The organism is Achromobacter deleyi, assembly GCF_902859705.1.
Lineage (GTDB): Bacteria > Pseudomonadota > Gammaproteobacteria > Burkholderiales > Burkholderiaceae_B > Achromobacter > Achromobacter deleyi.
Map to the genome: position 1 here is coordinate 335,309 of NZ_CADIJO010000004.1, position 18,995 is coordinate 354,303.

Below are 18,995 nucleotides of genomic sequence, written 5' to 3' on the forward strand. Positions count from 1 at the left end.
GCGGCTCCGTTCATTCGCGGAACTCCGGCGCCCAGTGCAGCAGCCGCCGTTCCAGCCAGGTTACGCAATACACCAGCGCGATGCCGACGATGGACAGCAGCGTGACGGCTGCGAACATGTCGGTGGCGTTCAGGGTCGCCAGCGCGGTGATCATCAAATAGCCCATGCCGGTGGTCGAGCCGACGAACTCGGCCAGCACCACGCCGATGAGCGCGAAACTGATGGCGTTGGGCAGCGCCGCGAAGGTCCAGGCCGCTGCCGTGGGAATGCGCACGCGCCACAGGATCTGCCGCGGCGATCCGCCCAGCGTGCGGCAGAAGTCGACCAGCTCGCGTTCGACGCTGCGTCCGCCCTTGTAGGTGTTGAAGAACACCAGAAAGAACACCACGAACCACGACGTCACCACCTTGGACGCCAGGCCCAGGCCGAAGAACATGGTGATCAGCGGTACGAAGGCAATGCGCGGCATCGAGTTGAACGCCACGATGAAGGGGTTGAAGACGTCGGCCAGAAAGCGGCTGCGGCTGAGCGTCATGCCGACGATGAAGCCGCTGCCTACGCCCACCACCAGCCCCACCAGCGTGGCCTGCAGCGTCAGCCACAGGTGCGGCCAGACCGAGCGCGGGCCGGGTTGCAGCCATTCCCAGAGCCGCACGGCCACGCGCGATGGCTGGCTGATGAAGAAGGGGTCGAACAGGGTGTTCTGGGTGAACCACGGAATGCGCGTCAGCGTTTCCCACGAACCCAGGATGACGGCAAGAATCAGCACCTGCCACAACGTGATGCGCACGCGCCGTGCGGCGCTGGCGCGGCGGTCCAGCCGCAGCTGGTCCTGCAGGGAATCGGCGATAGGGGTAGCGTTCATGGAAGACCTAGGCGGCGGCGCGGAACTGCTGGCCCAGCACGCTCCAGAGGCTTTGCACGTGGGTGACGAACTGCGGCGTTTCGCGCACGGTGAAGACGTCGCGCGGATGCGGAATGCGGATGCGCTCATCCAGCAGCACGCGGCTGGGCGGGCCGGACAGCACCACCACCCGGTCCGACAGCAAAATGGCTTCGTCTAGGTCGTGCGTGACCAGCACCACGGTCTGGCCCAGCTTGCGCCAGATTTCCATCAGCTCGCGGTGCAGGTGGGTCTTGGTGTGCGTATCCAGGGCGCCAAAGGGTTCGTCCAGCAGCAGGATGCGCGGTTCCACTGCCAGGCTCATCAACAGCGCCACGCGGCGCCGCATGCCGCCCGACAGCTGGTGCGGAAAGGCGTCGGCAAAGGCCGTCAGGTGGCCCAGCTCAAGCAGCTCGGCCACGCGGCTGGCGATGCGGGCCGGCGGCACGCCCTGGAATTTCAGGCCCAGGGCCACGTTCTTTTTCACGCTGAACCACGGCAGCAGCGTGTCTTTCTGGAAGATGTAGCCCAGCGCGGGCGGCACCTGGCCGTCGACTACGCGGCCATCGACCCGGATCTGGCCCGTGGTGGGCGGCAGAAAGCCGGCAATCATGTTCAGCAGCGTGCTCTTGCCACAGCCGGACGGGCCGACGATGGACACGAACTCGCCCGCGGCGATGTCCAGGCTGACCTCGCCCACCGCGTGGGTCGTGCCCTGGCGCGACTGGTAGGCCTTGCCGACCCTGTCCAGCGTAATCATCAAAGCCCCCGCGCCTTGCGCACGAAGCTCATGTCGACGCACTTGGCGTAGGGCACGGTCTTGATCTCGTCGTTCGAGAACTGGCGGCCGTCGCCCATGATGGCCGTCATGCGGTCATAGGCGTCCTGGGTGATCACGTTGTCCTTGAGGAACACGGTTTCCTGGTACACGCCCAGCGTCTTCTCGATGGCGGCGCGCGGAAAGGCGTTCAGGTAGTCGTCGTAGATGGCGTCGGCCACGGCGGCGGCGCTATTGCCCGAAATGAAGTCCTGCGCCCGCACCAGCGCGGTCACGAAGGCCTGCACGGTTTCCGGGCGCTTCTGGATGGTGTCCTGCAGCGTCAGCGCGGCAATGCCGGGCACGTCGCCGCCCATGAATTCGTTCCACGAGCTTTCCGTGGTGGCATCGAAAATGGGCACGCCCCAGCCTTCCTGGCGGGCCTGTTCCATCATCGACATGGTCGCCATGCTGGCCGACACCGACCCCGTCTTCAGGGCGCCCAGCATGGTGGCCAGGTCGCCCAGGGGGCGGATATCGACCTTGTCGGCCACGCCGGCCTTCTGCATCAGGTACAGCGCCATCAGCCAGGTGCTGGACTGCGGCTGGGTCGCGCCCACGCGCTTGCCGGCCAGGTCTTTCAGCGACTTGATCTTGCCGTTGTCGAAGTCTTCGCGGCGCACGATGACGTTGGCATAGGTGAGCTTGCGGTCAAAGCCGAACACCAGCGTGGCGGGCTTGCCGGCCAGGGTCAGCGCGGGGGCTGCCGTGGCGGCGGTGGCGCCGAACGCGATCTGGCCGGCGGCCAGCAACTGGTTGGTGCGCGGGCCGCTTTGCGAGTTCAGGTATTCGACTTCCAGGCCGGCATCGCCGAAATAGCCCTTCTTGAGCGCCACGTAGCCCGCGGCAAAGAACGGGTCGATGCTGCCCTGGCCGTAGACGACGCGGCCCAGCTTGGGCTGGGCAAAGGCCACGCGGCCATCGAGCAGGCTGACGCCGGCAAGCGCGCCGGCAGCGGCCAGCACACGGCGGCGGGTGGTGAAGTCAGGGCGATTGCGCATGTCATCCTCGGCGTTGATTGGGTTGCAGCTGTTTGGCGAAACAATACCGCAGCGATTCCGGTCCAACAATGGAAAACGCCCGGTCGCCCGGGCGTTTTGCTGGCGCCGCACGCGGCAAGCGTGCGGTGCGTCGGGGGCCTAGGCCGCCGTCTTCTTGGGGGCGGCCTTCTTCACCGCTTTCTTGACGGCGGTCTTGGCTGCCGTCTTGGTCGCGGTCTTGGTGGCGGCCTTTTTCACCGCCGCCTTCTTGGCCGGGGCCTTCTTCGCGGCGGTCTTGGCTGCCGTCTTGGTGGCGGTCTTCGTTGCCGTCTTGGCCGGCGCGCGGCCGCGGCCGGGTTTCTCCGGACGCGGTTCGAACTCGAAGCCGATCTTGCCGTCGGGCTGGCGCACCAGGAAAGCCTTGAACTTGCGGTTGGTGCGGCTGGACACGAAGCCGTCGAGCAAGTCGGTGCGGCCGTCGGTCAGCAGCTTTTCCATCTGCTCGCGCGAGATTTCCTGCTGCAGGATGACCTTGCCCGATCGGAAGTCGCAGCTCTTTTCAGGGCCGACCGACTTCTCGCAGACATAGCTCATGCCGTGCTCGAACACCCGCGACTGGCACTTGGGGCAGTTGCCCACCGGCGTGTGGCCCGAGAAATCCACCGCTTCGTTGTCGTCTTCGTCGTTCTGGCCGAAGTCGAATTCCAGCTTGAATTCGTCGCTGATGCGCAAAATGGCGGCGAACGGCCGGCCCATCTTGCTGATGAAGCCTTGCAGCGGACCGATTTCGCGCTTGGCCAGCAATTCCTCGACTTCCGGAATCTCAAACGTGCGTCCGCCCGGGTGCTTGCCGATCGAGAAGTCGCAGTTGGTGCAGGCGTAACGGCGGTAGTTTTCCTTGACCACGTTGCCGCACTTGGGGCACGGCGTCTGCAGCGTGGCGTAGTCGCCGGGCACCGTGTCGCGCTCGTATTCCTTGGCGCGCTTGACGATCACCTGGGTCATCTGGGCGATCTCGCGCATGAACGCCTGGCGGTCCAGCGCGCCCTGCTCGATCTGCTTGAGCTTGTGTTCCCATTCGCCGGTCAGTTCGGGCGAGGTCAGTTCCGACACGTCCAGGCCCGACAGCAGCGTCATCAGCTGGCGCGCCTTGGCGGTGGGCACCAGGTCGCGGCCTTCGCGGCGCAGGTAGACCTCGTTGAGCAGGCCTTCGATGATGGCGGCGCGGGTGGCCGGCGTGCCCAGGCCGCGCTCGGACATGGCCTCGCGCAGTTCCTCGTCGTCCACCAGCTTGCCGGCCCCTTCCATGGCCGACAGCAGCGTGCCTTCGTTAAAGCGCGCCGGCGGCTTGGTGGTCAGGCCCACGGCTTCGACGTCTTCGGTGCGCACGGTCTCGCCGTCGCCCACCGGCACCAGGTTGGCATCCTCGCCCTGGGCTTCCTTGCCATAGACGGCCAGCCAGCCCGGGTTGACCAGCACCTTGCCGTCCGTGCGGAAGCGGTGGCCCTGCACTTCGGTCAGGCGGGTGGTGACGCGGTATTCGGCTGCGGGGAAGAACACGGCCAAAAAGCGCTTGAGCACCAGGTCGTACAGCTTGGCCTCGGCTTCGCTCAGGTCGTGCGGGATCTGCAGCGTGGGGATGATGGCAAAGTGATCCGACACCTTCTTGTTGTCGAAGATGCGGCGGTTCGGCTTGACCCAGTGCTGGCTGACCACGGTTTCGGCGTGGCGCGACAGGCCGCCCACGGCGTTCGAGCCGCCCTTGGCCAGCGCCCGCATGGTTTCCTGCACCGTGGCGATGTAGTCCTCGGGCAGGTAGCGCGAATCGGTACGCGGGTAGGTCAGCGCCTTGTGGCGTTCGTACAGGGTCTGGGCCAGCGCCAGCGTGGTCTTGGCCGAAAAGCCGAAACGGCCGTTGGCTTCGCGCTGCAGCGAGGTCAGGTCGTACAGGGCCGGCGACATCTGGGTCGACGGCTTGGATTCTTCGGTGACGCTGCCCGGCTGCTCGCGGCAGGCGGCCACCACGCTCTGGGCGGCGGCCTGCGACCACAGGCGCGATTCGCGCTTTTCAGGGTCGCGGTCGTCTTTCTTGAAATCCGGGTCGATCCAGCGGCCTTCGTACAGGCCGGCGGCCGCCACGAAGGTGGCGCGCACTTCCCAGTAGTCGCGCGGCACGAAGCGGCGGATGCGCTCTTCGCGCTCGGCCACGATCGCCAGCGTGGGGGTCTGCACCCGGCCCACCGGCGTCTTGAAAAAGCCGCCGTCCTTGCTGTTGAAGGCGGTCATGGCGCGCGTGCCGTTGATGCCCACCAGCCAGTCGGCTTCGGCGCGCGAGCGCGCGGCGGCCTCCAGCGGCTTGAGCTGGCTGTCGTCGCGCAGGTTGGCGAAGGCCTCGCGGATGGCGGCCTGCGTCATCGATTGCAGCCACAGGCGCTGGATCGGCTTTTTCACGCCAGCGTACTGAATGATGTAGCGGAAGATCAGTTCGCCTTCTCGTCCCGCGTCACAGGCGTTGATGATGGCATCGACGTCCTTGCGCTTGGCCAGGCGGACCAGCAGCTTCAGGCGCTCGGCCGACTTCTTGTCGGTCGGGCCCAGTTCGAATTCAGGCGGAATCACGGGCAGGTGCGTGAAGCTCCACTTTCCCTTGACCGGATCGTTGGGCGCGACCAGGCTCAGCAAATGGCCTATGCTGGACGCGAGTACGTAACGTTCGCTTTCAAAATAGTCGCCCTCGCGCGCAAAGCCTCCCAAGGCGCGTGATATATCAAGGGCCACCGAGGGCTTCTCGGCAATAATCAGCGTTTTATTCATGTGTATCCAGTGGCGGTAGTCCCGCCTTAGTAGCGCGGATAATAAGATCGGAGATTCGCCAGATGCAAGTCGGCACTGAAAGACAAGCGGGATCCGAACTGCACGCTTGGCGTCAATTTCTGGCGCGAAGCACGCTGTGGCTGGGCGTTTTGCTGCTCGGCAGCGCCGCCGTCTGCTGGGTGGCGGCCAACTGGCAAGACATGACAAAAGTGCAGCGCTTTGCCGGCGTGCAAGGCCTTTTGGCCGTCAGCGCGCTGGTGGCCGCCTGGTCCGGACTGCGCCTTCGCGGCACCCCGGGCGTGCGCCGCAGCATTCCCGGCGCCCTGCTGGCTTTGGCGGGCATGTTGCTCGGCGCCCTGCTCGCGTTATTAGGCCAAACTTACCAGACTGGCGCCGATACCTGGGAATTGTTCGCCTGGTGGGCGGTCCTGCTGCTGCCCTGGGCGCTGGCCGCCGCCAGCCAGGCCGTCTGGCTGCTGTGGGCGCTGGTCATGAACGTGGCGCTGGTCCTGTGGCTGGGCGAACGCGCCTTCAACGGGTGGCTGATCCTGGGCGGGCCGGGCCTGGTCAGCCTGTTCGTGGCGGGGTTGAACCTGCTCATGCTGCTGGGCTGGGAAATCGCCGCCCGCCGCTGGCGCGCCAGCACACTCGTCGGGCCGCGGGTCCTGGCCGCGCTGGTGATCGGCGTGCTGGTCTCGGCGCGGATGGTCGGCGATTTCATCTTCGGCGGTTCCAACGCCACCAACGGCATCGCCTGGCTGGCCGTCACGCTGGGCCTGGGTTTCTACTATCAGCGCGGTCGGCGCGACCTGGTCATCCTGGCCATGCTGGCCGCCGGCGTCATCTGCGTGACACTGCCGATCGTGGGCGAATGGCTGATGCGCCTGGAACCCGGCGTCTGGGCGGCCCTGCCCCTGGCGGCGCTGCTGATCGCCGAAGCCGTCTTGGCGGCCCGCTGGCTGCGCAGCCTGGCCGCCCAGTCGCCACAAGCAGCCGTGGCGCCCGCGGACGCCGAGCCTGCCGCCGCCTCGGCCGGCAACGCGGTCGACCCCGCCGAGGCGGGCGAACCCGTCGCCCAGGTGACCCCGCCCGCCGTGCCGCATACCGAACCGCCCTGGTACGTGCAGTGCCTGCTGGGCCTGAGTGCCTGGCTGGCGACGCTGCTGCTGCTGGTGTTCGTGGCGTTCTCCGGCGTGATCAATTCAGAGGAAGGCGCGCTGATCGCCGGGCTGGTGCTGTGCGCGGCCGGCGTGGCGGTGCTGCGCAGCGACGCCGGGCCGTTCTGGCGCCAGTGCGGCACGGCCATGGCCTTTGCGGGGCAGATCCTCATCATCTACGGCATGTCCAGCTCGGCCTCGTTCGTCAATGCGTGCCTGTTCGTGTTGCTGCTGGCCACCGCGGTCTACGTGCTGGGGCCGGACGTGATCCTGCGCTTTCTCAGCGGCCTGCTCATCGCCATGGCCGGCGCCGGCCTGATCTGGCGCGGTCTGGCGCCTGAACTGATACGCCGCGACATGCTGGACGCCCTGCTGGACTTCGACATGGCGCATGCCGCCTTCGTCTGGCTGCCCATCGCGGTGACCGGGGCCTGGGCCACGGCGGTGCTCCTGACCGTCAGCCATCGCCTGGGCGGCAAGCGCAGCCACGCGCTGCAACCGCTGGCCTGGGCTTTCCTGCTGTCGGTGCAAGGCATGGTCTGGCTGGCCAGCGGCCTGTCGGTGCTGCAGCTGCCGGCCATGTGGCAGGTCAATGCGCCGACCGCGGTGCTGGTGTGCGCGGGCGCGTTGCTGCCCGCGGCCGCGGCCCTGGCGGTGCTGTGGCCGCGCCGTCGCCTGCTGACGGCCGGCGTGACCGTTGGCGTGCCCATTGCCTTGTTGCTGCTGGCGCTGTTCTGGCTGCCGAGCCCCGGCGTGGGCTTTGCGCTGGCCTGGCTGTTGCTGGGCTTTGGCCTGAACCAGCCGCGGGTGGCGCTGTTCGGGGTGCTGAGCCTGCTGGCCTACCTGGGTATCTATTATTACCAGCTGGACGTGCCGCTCTTGCAAAAGGCCCTGTGGCTGGGCGGCGCGGCCGTGCTGCTGTTCGTGCTGCGCGGCCTGGTGTGGCTGGTGCCGCGCCTGATGCGCACCCAGGCGCCGTCGCATCGCGCGCCCCTGCCGCCGGTGTCCGGCGCCCTGCGCTGGCGCACCCTGGCCATCCTGGGCGGCCTGGCGCTGGTGCTGGTGGTGGCCAACGGCGGCATCTGGCAGCGTGAAAAGCTGCTGGCCACCGGCAAGGTCGTGATCCTGGAGCTCGCCCCGGTCGACCCCCGGTCCCTGATGCAGGGCGACTACATGGCGCTCAATTTCGCCGCGGGCCGCGAAGTCACCCGGATGCGGCTGGGCGGCGAGCGCAAAGACGACGACTCGATCATGGGCTTCGAGCCCGACGGCTACGTGATGCTGACCGCCGATGCGCGCGGCGTGTCGCAGGCCGTGCGCATCCAGCCTGATGCGCAGCCGCACGCCGATATCGAAGTGCCGTTGCGCTACCGCGTGCGCGACAACGGCGTGCGCATCGTCACCAACGCCTACTTCTTCCCCGAAGGCCAGGCCGAACGCTATCAGGTCGCCAGGTTCGGTGAACTGCGCGTGGCCGAAAACGGCGAAGCGCTGCTGGTGCGGATGCTGGGCGAAGACTTGCAGCCGCTGTAGCGGACGGGCCGCGGCGCCACGGCCGTCGCGGTGCAAACCCGAGCCGGCACGTACGGCGCGCGGGGGTGCCGACAGGGCCTAGGGAAAGCGCGCCGCCCAGCCCGCCGTGGCCTCGCGCAGAAAGGCCGCCACGTTGTCGGCCGCCAAGGGCGCAAAGCCCAAGGCGCGCCAGGCGGCCTGTAGCGACGCCAGGGGCGCGTCGATGTCGATGGGCGGGGCTCCGTTCTGCTTGGACAGTTTCAGGCCGCTGGCGGGGTCCAGAATCAGCGGCACGTGCAGGTAGCGCACCGGGGGCAGCCCCAGCAGCCGGCCCAGCACGCGCTGGCGCGCCGTGGAACTGAGCAGATCCGCACCGCGCACCACGTCGGTCACGCCCTGGAAGCCATCATCCACCACCACCGCCAGCTGGTAGGCCCACAGGCCGTCCGCGCGCTTCAGGGCGATGTCGCCTACCGCCTGGGCCACGTCCTGCTCTTGCGGGCCCAGCCAGCGGTCGTCGAAGCGTTCCAGCCCGTCCGGCATCACCAGGCGCCAGGCGCGAGCCTCGCGGCCGGGCGGCAGGCCATGGCGGCAGGTGCCGGGATACGGGCGTTCTCCGTCCGCGCCGGGGGCGGTCTGGCCGCGCAGGGCGGAATCGGCGATTTCGCGGCGGGTGCAGCCGCAGCCGTACACCAGGCCACGGGCCGCCAGCGCATCGAAGGCCGCCTGGTAGGCGTCGCCGCGCTGCGATTGCCAGATGACGTCGCCATCCCAGTGCAGGCCCAGTGCCCGCAGCTGCTGCATGATGAATTCGGCCGCGCCCGGCACCGTGCGCGGTGTGTCCACGTCTTCGATGCGCAAGAGCCAGCGGCCGTCATGGGCGCGGGCGTCCAGCCAACTGGCCAGGGCGGCGACCAGCGACCCCGCGTGCAGCGGGCCGCTGGGGCTGGGGGCGAAGCGGCCGATGTAGGTCACGGTGCGGCGATGGGGATCAACGGAGTTGAGACGTGAAGGCGCCGCGCGCAAAGGCACGCGGCGCCTTCGAAATACAGAACCAGGCGCGGGCCGGCGCCTGTCGTTCAGTGCAGCAAGCGCACGCCGTCTTCGTCGAGCAGCTCTTCCAGGACCAGGTTGTCGATCTCGGCTTCCTGGCTCCAGAGAACCATGAGGGCGATGATCTTGATCTTGGACAGCGGCACGGGCGATTCCGGCGAAGCCAGGCCCCGGTCGATGACGATCTCGCGCAGCGGCGCGGGCAGCACGCCGGCCGATTCCAGGAAGGCGATGAAGCCGATGGATTCGGAACCCAGCTGCTGGTATTCGTTATCGGTGTAGATCCGGGTGCCGGTGGTGGGCGCCTGGGCGAGATCGACGCAACGTTCGGTGGTTTCGGCCAAGCCGTAAAGCCACCCGAGCGCATCGTCGATGTCTTCGTGCTCGAACCCGGCAGCGGCCAGCCGTTTGGCCAGCACGTCAGCGGCGGGACAGGCTTGCGGCGTGTAGTAATTCTCGTACAGATAAACCAGGATATCGAACATATGGCGCAGTTTTGTGCCTGTTTGCACAGTCGGCCCGCATATCGGCAGACCAGCAAACATGAATTTTACTTTACGCTGATTTATTTAGCCGGGCAACCGGCGAAAAGGCGGAATGGCGCGGGCCGTCGCCGGCCCGCTACAGTCACACATTCTGCGCCTCGATGCTGACAAAATAAGCGATTCCCCTACGCCAGGGGCAGCCTTTGAGGGTCTGCCCCTTTTTAACGCCCGGGCGCCTTGCGTCCCCCTCAAGGCCCTACCCCTTCGGCCGCCTTGGGGGCGGCCTGCAGCTTGAGCTGGGCAAGCTGGCGGATGAACACCGGTATGCAGATGACCAGGCCGACCAGCCCGCTTGCCAGGCCCGGAATGATGGTCAGCAGCGCGCCCACCGTGCACAGCCAGCGTTCCCAGCTTTTCATGCCCACCAGCATGTAGCGCGAGAACGCCGCCGACAGCAGCACCAGGCCGACCATGCAGCCGAACAGCGTCACGAAGAAGTCGTACCAGGTGAAGCCCTGCACCGAAATCAGCAGCGATGGCGAAAACACGAACACGAACGGCACGATCAGTTTGGTGATGCCCAGCCTGAACGCGGTGTTGCCGGTCTTGAACGGATCGCTGCCCGCCATGCCTGCGGCCGCGTAGGCCGCCAGCGCCACGGGGGGCGTGATGTCGGCCAGGATGCCGAAATAGAACACGAAGAAGTGCGCGGCAATCGGCTGCACGCCCAGCTGCACCAGCGTGGGCGCGGCCACCGCGACCATGATCAGGTAGTTGGCCGTGGTGGGCACGCCGCAGCCCATCAGGATGCACACCACGCCCGTCATGATCAGCGCGGCGATCAGCGTCAGCGACTGCATGTCGGCCAGGGCATCGGGAATGAACATCGCCGCGCCGCCGGCCAGCGCCTGGGACGCCGCGATCACGATGTACGAGATCTTGAAGCCCACGCCCGTCAGCGTCACCACGCCGATCACGATACCGACCGTGCCGGCCGCGGCGCCCACCGCCAGCGCGTATTTGGCGCCGGTCTCGAAGGCCTCGTACAGGTCGCGCAGGCGCAGCCGCTGGAACGGGTTGAACAATCCCACCACGATGCAGCCCGTGATGCCGGCGAACGCCGCCAGGTAGGGCGTGCGGCCGCTGGCCAGCACCCCGATCAACAGGAACAGCGGAATCAGCGTGGGCCAGCGCATCTTGAACGATTGCTTGAGCTTGGGCATTTCGGCTTCGGTCAGCCCGCGCAGGCCTTCGCGCTTGGCCTCGAAGTGCACCTGCATGAACATGCCGAAGAAATACAGAAACGCCGGGAAGATGCCCGCGATGGCGATCTGCTGATACGGAATGCCCAGGAATTCGATCATCAGGAAAGCGGCCGCGCCCATGATGGGCGGCGTGATCTGGCCGCCGGTGCTGCTGGCCGCTTCGACCCCCGCCGCGAAATGCCGTGGATAGCCGATGCGGATCATCGCCGGAATCGTCAGCGAGCCCACCGTCACGGCGTTGGCCACCGACGAACCCGACAGCATGCCGAACATGGCCGAGCCAAACACCGATACCTTGGCCGGGCCGCCGGCATAGCGCCCCGCAATGGTGGACGCCACGTCCAGAAACAGCTGGCCCAGCCCGATGCGCGTGGCCAGCACGCCGAACAGCACGAAGTGAAAGACGTACGTCGCCACCACGCCCACCGCCACCCCGTAGACGCCCTGGCTGGTCAGGTACATGTGGTTGACGATCTGGGACCAGTTGTTGCCCGCGTGCTTGAGCAGCCCGGGGAAATACGGCCCGAACATCGCATAGGCCATGAAGACCAGCGCAATGATGGGCAGCGGCCAGCCCATGGCGCGGCGCGTGGCTTCCAGCAGCCCGATCAGCAGAATCGATCCCATGAACACATCGATCGGCAGCGGATTGCCCACCCGGAAGGCCAGGTCTTCGAAGATGTACGGGATGTACAGCACCGACAGCGCCAGCGCCACGGCGATGATCCAGTCGTACAGCGGAATGCCGCCCGGCGCGTACCAGGTCGAACGCGGCTCGCGCTGGTAGTGCGATTTGGAAAACCCGAACACCAGGAAGATCAGGCTCAGCACGAAGGCCAGGTGCACCCCGCGGTGCGTGGCCTCGCGCAGCAAGCCGAAGCCCGCCGTGTAGTAGTGGAACAGGGACAGCGTGACGAGCAGGCCGGACACGATCCACGTGGCGGTCTTGTCCAGCGGCCGAAAGCGGATTTCCGAATCGTACTTTTCCGCCAACTGCTGGGTCTTCTGGTGGTCGATTTCCATAACCATGGTTCTCGGCAAGGGCTGCGCGGGCAGGGCCGCGTGGCCCTGCCCAGACGCCGCGCGGCAATGCGCGCGGGGTGTTGCGGTCCGGTCTCAGACCTGCTGGTCGCGGCCTGCGGAGCGCGGACTGCGTTCGCGGACTACCGCGGACTACTTCAGCAGACCCACTTCCTTGTAGAACTTCTCGGCGCCCGGATGGAACGGAATGCCCGCGCCCTTGACCGCGTTATCGCGCGTGATGAGCTTGCCCTTGGCGTGGCCCGAATCCAGCGTCTTGCGGGTGGCGTCGCTGTACAGCGCCTTGGTGACCTCGTACACGGTCTGCTCGGGGATCTTGGCCGACGTGACCATCTGCGCGTTGACCGAGATGGTCTTCACCTCGGGCACGTTCTGGTACGTGTTGGCGGCAATCACGTCAGGCGTGAAGAATTCCTGCTTGGCCCGCAGCGCGTCGATTTCCGGCCCCACCAGCGGCACCAATTCGATGCCGCCGGTGGACGCCAGTTCGGCAATGGCGCCGGCGGGGGCGCCGCCCACGAAGAAGAACGCGTCCAGCCCGCCGTCCTTGAGCTTGTCGCCCGCCTGGTTGGGCTTGAGGTATTCGGCCTTGATGTCCTTGTCGGTCAGGCCGTAGGCGCCCAGGATCAGGCGCACGTCGACCAGCGTGCCCGAACCGGGCTCGTCCATCGACACGCGCTTGCCCTTCAGGTCGGCCACGCCCTTGATGCCCGCGCCCTTGCGCGTCACCAGGTGGATGCTTTCCGGATACAGCGTGGCGATCAAGCGCAGGTCTTGCGCTTTGGGCTTGCCTTCGAACGTACCGGTGCCGCTATAGGCCCAGAACGCCACGTCGGATTGCGTGAAGCCGGCTTCGAACGAGCCGCCGATGATGCCGTTGATGTTGGCGACTGAGCCGTTGGACGCCACCGCGGTGGCGATCAGCTTGCCCGGCTGCGACACCGCGTTGCCGATGATGCCGCCGATGGGGTAGTAGGTGCCGGCGGTGCCGCCGGTGCCGATGCGGAAGAACTGCTGCGCCTGCGCCGCGCCGGCCGCGGCCGTCAGGGACAGCGCCAGGGCCAGGGTGGTGATCCAGCTTTTTGATTTCATGCGAGCTTCTCCAGGGTTCGATAAGGGGCATGCTTTGTGCTGCGTTGCCATTTCGTGACCTGGCCCCTCTATCGAGCAAAAGGCCCGCTTGTCGCGGGCCCGCCGTGAGGGGCTCTATTTGTGGTGAAATTCTGGCATGGCGGCACCCCCCAGCCAATGCTTGCAGGGCTATCGTTTACCTGGGGGTGGCGACTTCTCTCGCACAGCAGAAAACGGAGTTTCCAGATGTCCCAGGAAGTCATACGCGGCATCGCGCTGCCCCCGCCCGCCCAGGTGGGCGACCCCTTGGCCAGCGTCGATACGCCCAGCCTGGTGCTCGACCTGGCCGCGTTCGAGGCCAACCTGCGCGCCATGCAGGCCTGGGCCGACCGCCACGAGGTCGCGCTGCGCCCGCATGCCAAGGCCCACAAATGCCCCGAAATCGCCCTGCGCCAACTGGCGCTGGGCGCGCGCGGCATCTGCTGCCAGAAAGTCAGCGAGGCCTTGCCCTTCGTGGCTGCCGGCATCCGCGACATCCACATCAGCAACGAAGTCGTCGGCCCCGCCAAGCTGAAACTGCTGGCCCAGTCGGCGCGCGTGGCCAAGATCAGCGTCTGTGTCGACAACGCTGCCAACCTGGCGCAGATCTCGCAAGCCATGGCCGCGGCCGGCGCGCAGGTCGACGTGCTGGTAGAAGTGGACGTCGGCCAGGGCCGCTGCGGCGTCGCGGACGACGCCACCGTGCTGGCGCTGGCGCAACAGGCACGGGCGCTGCCGGGCGTGGAATTCGCCGGCCTGCAGGCCTATCACGGGTCGGTGCAGCATTTCCGCACCCGCCAGGAACGCGCCGAGGTCTGCCGCCAGGCCGCGCGCATCGCTGCGTCATACCAGCTGCTGCTGCGTGAAAGCGGCATCGCCTGCGACACCATCACGGGCGGCGGCACCGGCAGCGCCGAATTCGACGCCGCCAGCGGCGTCTTCACCGAATTGCAGGCCGGGTCGTACGCGTTCATGGACGGCGACTACGGCGCCAATGAATGGGACGGCCCGCTCACCTTCAAGAACAGCCTCTTCGTGCTGTCCACCGTGATGAGCACGCCCGCGCCCGACCGCGTCATCCTGGACGCAGGCTTGAAATCCACCACTGCCGAATGCGGCCCGCCTGCAATCCACGGCGCGCCGGGCCTGAAGTACGCGGCCATCAACGACGAGCACGGCGTGGTGCGCGTCGCCGAAGGCACGCAGCCCCCCGCGCTGGGCGACACACTGCTGCTGGTGCCGTCGCACGTCGACCCCACCTTCAACCTGCACGACGGCCTGGTGGTGGTTCGCGACGGCATCGTGCAAGACATCTGGGAAATCTCGGCGCGCGGCTTCTCGCGCTGATACCGGCCTGGCAGATCGTGATGGAGCCGTTGTCCTTCGACTGGAAAGCGCCGCTGCCGGAGCTGCTGGGCACACTGCGGCAGGCGTATGCCACGCGCTACCCGGCCCTGGCCGCCGCGCGGCTGGATGTGCTGTGCGCCGCGTTGCGCGATGACGGCGCCGACCATTACCTGCCCCTGCTGGGCCAGGACCTCGAAGCGCTGGGCCTGGCGCTGATCGAGCAGGACGAAGGCGACGACGGCATTCATCTGCTGATCGTGCCGTTGGCCGACGCCCGCGACACCGTGGCACGAATCATCGGGCAAGGCGGGCAAGCCGTGCGGCGTCGGCAGGACGGCGCACAGCAGGGCGCCCAGGCCGCGCTGCCCCTTCCCGCATCCGGCCCGCTAGCCCGGACCAGCGACTATCTGGACCTGTCTCAATGCGTTCCGCTGGCGCCGGGTTGGGCCTGCGTGGCCAATCGTGACACGGCAACGCCGGAGTTGATGGATCTGCGCGACTGGCCAACCTTGCATGCCGTTGCCGGCAAGTTCCAGCCGCGTCGCGGCTTGCTGGCGTCGGCGGTGGCCGCGAATGGCGTGCATGCATGGATCGAACAAGGCCCCGACGGCATCGCCAGCACGCCCTACGCCCACTTGCTGCGTGCGCGGCAGGTCGATGGCGTGTCACCCGACCGGCCCGGCATCGCGCTGCCGCCGCGTGCGTCGCAGGCGCAACGCCGCACGCCGGAATTCAGCCTGGGCTTTGCGGGCGATGATCTGCTGCTGGTCGACCGCGGCATGGTGTTCGCGTATCAGGCTTTCGCCACGCAGGACGACCCGGCCACGATCGAGCCCACGCTGCGTTACACCGCGCCGCCGCAACGGCGCCCCGTCAGCGACCGCTCGGCCGTGATACCGCTGGCAGACGGGCGTCTCTGCGTGTTGTGCCGGGGCCAGCTGCTGCTTTGGCGCGACGGCCAATTGCAGCCCTTGGCATGGCGCTATCCCGATATCGCATCCGGGGATATCTCGTACCCCGTGGCCTGTGGTGACGCCAGCCTCGCGTGGCTCGAAGACGATACGCTTTGCCACGCGAACCTGGATGCCCTGGCCGTAAGCCGGCAGCAGCCCCAACACCTGCCCTGCGGCGGCATGACCTTGCAGCCGTTGCCGCAGGGCTGGCTGCTGCTGGGCCATTGGCATGCGCCCCATCGCAGCCTGGACCTGGGTCAGCTATGGCATCTTGAATCCGGCCAGGTCCTGCGCATCCGCCATGGCGCGCTTGACCTGGACAGCGGCATCCAGCGTGTCTTCATCCTGCCGGATGGCGAGGTGGTGGCAGGCGGGCAACAGCGTCACGTGCGCCTGGGCCAATTCGATGCCCTGCCGGGCCGGCTGTCAGCCGCCTGAGCCGCACCCCCCAGGCACCCTATCGCGCCAGATCCGTCATCCCCAGAAACTGCCGCAGTTCCGGCGTGGCCGGCGACGTGAACAGTTCTTCGGGCGGGCCGATCTCGTGCACCTTGCCCTGGTGCATGAACACCACGCGGTCGCAGACCTCGCGCGCAAAGCGCATTTCGTGCGTCACCATCAGCAGCGTCATGCCGTCGGCAGCCAGCTCGCGCACCACCGCCAGCACCTCGTTGACCAGCTCCGGGTCCAGCGCCGACGTGATTTCATCGCACAGCAGCGCCAGCGGCTGCATCGCCAGCGCGCGGGCAATCGCCACGCGTTGCTGCTGCCCGCCCGACAATTCCTCGGGCCAGGCATCGAACTTGTGGCCCAGCCCCACGCGCGTCAGCATGGCGCGCGCCAGGTCCGCCGCCTGCGCTTCCGGCAGCCGCTTGGCCACCATCGGCGACAGCATCACGTTGCGTCCCACCGTCAGGTGCGGAAACAGGTTGAACTGCTGAAAGATCATGCCCACCTTGAGCCGCAAGGCGCGCAACCGCAGTTCGTCATCGCCCAGCTGGGCGTCGGCCACCATGATGGCGCCGCTGTCGATCTGTTCCAGCCCGTTCACGCAGCGCAGCAGCGTGCTCTTGCCCGAGCCGCTCTTGCCGATGATGGCGATCACCTCGCCGGGCTCTACGCGCAACGTCACCCCTTTCAGGACTTCGTTGTCGCCGAACTTCTTGCGGACGTCTTCAAGGGCGATGAGGGGCATGCAACTTCCTTTCCAGCAAAAGGCTGAGGCGCGACAGGGGCCAGCACAGCGCAAAGTAGATGAGCGCGGCGCAGGCATAGACGGTGAAGGGGCTGAAGGTGGCGTTGGTGATCACCGTGCTGGCCTTGGACAGCTCGGTGAAGCCGATGATCGAGGTCAGCGCCGTGCTCTTGACGATCTGCACGGCAAAGCCGACGGTAGGCGCAACACCGATGCGCAGCGCCTGCGGCAGCACCACGTAGCGCATCTGCTGCACGTAGCCCAGCGCCAGGCTGGCCGAGGCCTCCCACTGCCCTTTCGGAATCGCCTCGACGCAGCCGCGCCAGATCTCGGCCAGAAAGGCCCCCGACCACAGCGTCAGCGCCGCGCCCGCGGCCAGCCACGGCGGCACCTCGATGCCCGCCAGCGACAGCCCGAAGAACGCCAGGAACAGCTGCATCAACAGCGGCGTGCCCTGAAAAAGCTCGATGTAGGCCCAGCTGATGCGCCGCATCAGCGTCACGCGCGACGTGCGCATCATCAGCGCCAGCGACCCCATCAGCGCGCCGCCCACGAACGCCACCAGCGACAGCACGACGGTCCAGCGCGCGGCCAGCAGCAGGTTGCGGACAATGTCCCAGGTTGAAAACTCGATCATCGCGCCGCCTTGCGAAACAGCCGTCTGCCGGTCATGCGCAGCAATTGGCGCAGCAGCACCGACAACGCCAGGTAGATGCCGGTGGTGACGAAATAGACTTCGAACGCGCGAAAATTGCGCGACTGAATGAAGTTCGCCGCAAACGTCAGGTCTTCAGCCGCGATCTGCGAACACACTGCCGACCCCAGCATCACGATCACGATCTGCGACGACAGCGCCGGCCAGATGCGCGCCAGCGCGGGTTTCAGCACGATGTGCCGGAACACCTGCCAGCGCGTCATCGCCAGGCTAGCACCGGCCTCGTACTGGCCCTTGGGCGTGGCATCGATGCCCGCGCGGATGATCTCGGCGCTGTACGCGCCCAGGTTCAGCGCCATCGCCAGGCAGGCCGCTTGCATCTCGCCCAGCTGGATGCCCAGCGACGGCAGGCCAAAGAACACGAAGAACAGCTGAATCAGGAAAGGCGTGTTGCGCACCGCCTCTACATACGCCGTCACCGGCGCGCGCAGCCAGCGCGGGCCCTGCGTGCGCGCCCAGGCGCAGCCGATGCCCAGCGCCACACCGGCCACGGCGCCAAAGGCGATCAGCTCGACCGTCACGCCGATGCCCTTGATGAGCACCGGCGTGTAGTCCAGCACGGAAGCGAAGTCGAATTGGTAAGCCATCAGGGCGCCCCGGCGCTCGCGCCTGCCTTACAGATCCTTGGGCAGGTCGGCGCCCAGCCACTTCTTCGAGATCGCCGCCAGCGAACCGTCGCGCTTGGCGCCCGCCAGAATCTCGTTGACCTTGGCGCGCAACTTCGGCTCGTCCTTGTTCAGGCCGATGTAGCAGGGCGAATCCTTGATCAGGAACTTGGTCTCGGGCTTCTTGGGCGGGTTGCGCGCCAGGATGGCGGCGGCCACCACGTTGCCCGTCGCAATCAGCGGCACCTGGCCCGACAGAAAGGCCGTGATGGTGCCGTTGTTGTCTTCATAGCGCTTGAGCGTGGCCGTGGGCGGCGCAATCTTGGTCAGCTCGATGTCTTCCACCGCGCCGCGCGTCACGCCAATCGTCTTGCCGGCCAGGTCCGCGGCCGACGCCACCTTCAGGTCGGCCGGGCCGAACACGCCATTGAAGAACGGCGCATACGCGTCCGAGAAGTCGATCGCCTTCTCGCGTTCCGGATTCTTGCCCAGGCTGGAAATCACCAGGTCCACCTTGCGCGTCTGCAAATACGGCACCCGGTTGGCGCTGGTCACCGGCACCAGTTCCAGCTTCACGCCCAGCTGCTTGGCGATCAGCGCGGCGGTATCGATGTCGTAGCCCAGCGGCTTCATGTCCGAGCCCACCGACCCGAACGGCGGAAAGTCCTGCGGCACGGCGATCTTGATGGTGCCGCTCTTGACGATGTCGTCCAGCGTGTCGGCATGCGAAAGCGGCGCGGCCAACAGGCTGGCGGCGGCGCAAAGGGACAGCAACAGGGTTCTACGCTTCATGAGGAACTCTCCAGGGCGCGCCGTCCCCGGACGGGGTTCGGCGTTGCACACCAATTCGGTATACAAAACTGGAAAAGCAAGTTCCGTGCCATTTCGGCGCTGCCGTGGACGGCATGAAGCAGGCTCCCGGATACGCACCAGTGTGGTGCCCGCTGCGTCGTCACGGCGCATCGTGCGCACTGGAATGGCACCGACGCCGGGCAGCCCGGTTTTCAGTACAAACCAACCATAATGGTTGGAAAAATACCAATTTGGTTTAATATGGCCAGGC

At 66.9% G+C, this 18,995-nt stretch carries 15 protein-coding genes; 3 read left to right on the plus strand and 12 right to left on the minus strand.

Translation table 11 applies throughout. The features are described 5' to 3' along the window. Window positions 1–10: 10 nt before the first annotated feature. The 4 genes from HV798_RS08680 to HV798_RS08695 form a co-directional block, all read right to left on the minus strand. On the minus strand, window positions 11–865 hold the full coding sequence (locus HV798_RS08680) for an ABC transporter permease (protein ID WP_025141107.1): 855 nt from the start codon (window positions 863–865) through the stop codon (window positions 11–13). 7 nt (window positions 866–872) lie between these two features. After that, window positions 873–1,643: an ABC transporter ATP-binding protein gene (locus HV798_RS08685; protein WP_025141106.1), complete on the minus strand. Its 771-nt coding sequence runs from the start codon at window positions 1,641–1,643 to the stop codon at window positions 873–875. Next, window positions 1,643–2,701 carry an ABC transporter substrate-binding protein gene (locus tag HV798_RS08690; RefSeq protein WP_175192252.1) on the minus strand — a complete coding sequence of 353 codons (1,059 nt, stop codon included), beginning with the start codon at window positions 2,699–2,701 and terminating at the stop codon, window positions 1,643–1,645. Before HV798_RS08690 ends, HV798_RS08685 begins: the two co-directional genes overlap by 1 nt. A gap of 138 nt (window positions 2,702–2,839) precedes the next feature. After that, complete coding sequence (locus HV798_RS08695; RefSeq protein WP_175192251.1) at window positions 2,840–5,494, minus strand: DNA topoisomerase III; 2,655 nt, start codon at window positions 5,492–5,494, stop codon at window positions 2,840–2,842. Window positions 5,495–5,556: 62 nt separating this feature from the next. Between HV798_RS08695 and HV798_RS08700 the strand changes: the two genes are divergently transcribed. After that, window positions 5,557–8,184, plus strand: coding sequence for a GDYXXLXY domain-containing protein (locus HV798_RS08700; RefSeq protein WP_175192250.1), 2,628 nt, complete (start codon window positions 5,557–5,559; stop codon window positions 8,182–8,184). 78 nt (window positions 8,185–8,262) lie between these two features. Here HV798_RS08700 and gluQRS read toward each other — a convergent pair whose 3' ends face one another. The 4 genes from gluQRS to HV798_RS08720 all read right to left on the minus strand — a co-directional run bounded on the left by gluQRS (window position 8,263) and on the right by HV798_RS08720 (window position 13,099). Further along, the gene (gluQRS, locus tag HV798_RS08705) at window positions 8,263–9,138 is read right to left on the minus strand and encodes a tRNA glutamyl-Q(34) synthetase GluQRS (RefSeq protein ID WP_175192249.1); all 876 of its coding nucleotides are present in this window, start codon (window positions 9,136–9,138) and stop codon (window positions 8,263–8,265) included. A gap of 104 nt (window positions 9,139–9,242) precedes the next feature. Next, a complete protein-coding gene (locus HV798_RS08710) occupies window positions 9,243–9,701 on the minus strand; it encodes a Smg family protein (RefSeq protein WP_025140043.1) in 459 nt (152 codons plus the stop codon). 248 nt (window positions 9,702–9,949) lie between these two features. Next, a complete protein-coding gene (locus HV798_RS08715) occupies window positions 9,950–11,989 on the minus strand; it encodes a TRAP transporter permease (protein WP_175192248.1) in 2,040 nt (679 codons plus the stop codon). 150 nt (window positions 11,990–12,139) lie between these two features. Next, window positions 12,140–13,099 carry a TAXI family TRAP transporter solute-binding subunit gene (locus HV798_RS08720; protein ID WP_175192247.1) on the minus strand — a complete coding sequence of 320 codons (960 nt, stop codon included), beginning with the start codon at window positions 13,097–13,099 and terminating at the stop codon, window positions 12,140–12,142. A 225-nt stretch (window positions 13,100–13,324) separates the two neighbouring features. Here HV798_RS08720 and HV798_RS08725 point away from each other — a divergent pair, with 225 nt between their 5' ends. Continuing rightward, a complete protein-coding gene (locus tag HV798_RS08725) occupies window positions 13,325–14,464 on the plus strand; it encodes a DSD1 family PLP-dependent enzyme (RefSeq protein WP_175192246.1) in 1,140 nt (379 codons plus the stop codon). Window positions 14,465–14,484: 20 nt separating this feature from the next. Beyond that, on the plus strand, window positions 14,485–15,855 hold the full coding sequence (locus HV798_RS08730) for a hypothetical protein (RefSeq protein ID WP_246288628.1): 1,371 nt from the start codon (window positions 14,485–14,487) through the stop codon (window positions 15,853–15,855). Window positions 15,856–15,874: 19 nt separating this feature from the next. Here the strand turns inward: HV798_RS08730 and HV798_RS08735 are convergent, their stop codons facing one another. The 4 genes from HV798_RS08735 to HV798_RS08750 are packed head-to-tail and all read right to left on the minus strand — an operon-like array spanning window position 15,875 to window position 18,724. Then, window positions 15,875–16,612, minus strand: coding sequence for an amino acid ABC transporter ATP-binding protein (locus HV798_RS08735; protein ID WP_175192245.1), 738 nt, complete (start codon window positions 16,610–16,612; stop codon window positions 15,875–15,877). Next, window positions 16,593–17,249, minus strand: a complete 657-nt coding sequence (locus HV798_RS08740; RefSeq protein ID WP_175192244.1) for an amino acid ABC transporter permease — start codon at window positions 17,247–17,249, stop codon at window positions 16,593–16,595. The genes HV798_RS08735 and HV798_RS08740 overlap by 20 nt, the downstream gene beginning before the upstream one ends. Continuing rightward, window positions 17,246–17,914, minus strand: a complete 669-nt coding sequence (locus HV798_RS08745; protein WP_175192243.1) for an amino acid ABC transporter permease — start codon at window positions 17,912–17,914, stop codon at window positions 17,246–17,248. The genes HV798_RS08740 and HV798_RS08745 overlap by 4 nt, the downstream gene beginning before the upstream one ends. Window positions 17,915–17,941: 27 nt before the next feature. Beyond that, window positions 17,942–18,724, minus strand: coding sequence for a transporter substrate-binding domain-containing protein (locus HV798_RS08750; protein WP_175192242.1), 783 nt, complete (start codon window positions 18,722–18,724; stop codon window positions 17,942–17,944). Window positions 18,725–18,995 lie beyond the last annotated feature (271 nt).

Coding starts and splice junctions, on each gene's coding strand:
- HV798_RS08680 (WP_025141107.1), bottom strand. CDS start 865: ATGAACGCTACCCCTATCGCCGATTCCCTGCAGGACCAGCTGCGGCTG.
- HV798_RS08685 (WP_025141106.1), bottom strand. CDS start 1,643: ATGATTACGCTGGACAGGGTCGGCAAGGCCTACCAGTCGCGCCAGGGC.
- HV798_RS08690 (WP_175192252.1), bottom strand. CDS start 2,701: ATGCGCAATCGCCCTGACTTCACCACCCGCCGCCGTGTGCTGGCCGCT.
- HV798_RS08695 (WP_175192251.1), bottom strand. CDS start 5,494: ATGAATAAAACGCTGATTATTGCCGAGAAGCCCTCGGTGGCCCTTGAT.
- HV798_RS08700 (WP_175192250.1), top strand. CDS start 5,557: ATGCAAGTCGGCACTGAAAGACAAGCGGGATCCGAACTGCACGCTTGG.
- HV798_RS08710 (WP_025140043.1), bottom strand. CDS start 9,701: ATGTTCGATATCCTGGTTTATCTGTACGAGAATTACTACACGCCGCAA.
- HV798_RS08715 (WP_175192248.1), bottom strand. CDS start 11,989: ATGGAAATCGACCACCAGAAGACCCAGCAGTTGGCGGAAAAGTACGAT.
- HV798_RS08720 (WP_175192247.1), bottom strand. CDS start 13,099: ATGAAATCAAAAAGCTGGATCACCACCCTGGCCCTGGCGCTGTCCCTG.
- HV798_RS08725 (WP_175192246.1), top strand. CDS start 13,325: ATGTCCCAGGAAGTCATACGCGGCATCGCGCTGCCCCCGCCCGCCCAG.
- HV798_RS08730 (WP_246288628.1), top strand. CDS start 14,485: ATGGAGCCGTTGTCCTTCGACTGGAAAGCGCCGCTGCCGGAGCTGCTG.
- HV798_RS08735 (WP_175192245.1), bottom strand. CDS start 16,612: ATGCCCCTCATCGCCCTTGAAGACGTCCGCAAGAAGTTCGGCGACAAC.
- HV798_RS08740 (WP_175192244.1), bottom strand. CDS start 17,249: ATGATCGAGTTTTCAACCTGGGACATTGTCCGCAACCTGCTGCTGGCC.
- HV798_RS08745 (WP_175192243.1), bottom strand. CDS start 17,914: ATGGCTTACCAATTCGACTTCGCTTCCGTGCTGGACTACACGCCGGTG.
- HV798_RS08750 (WP_175192242.1), bottom strand. CDS start 18,724: ATGAAGCGTAGAACCCTGTTGCTGTCCCTTTGCGCCGCCGCCAGCCTG.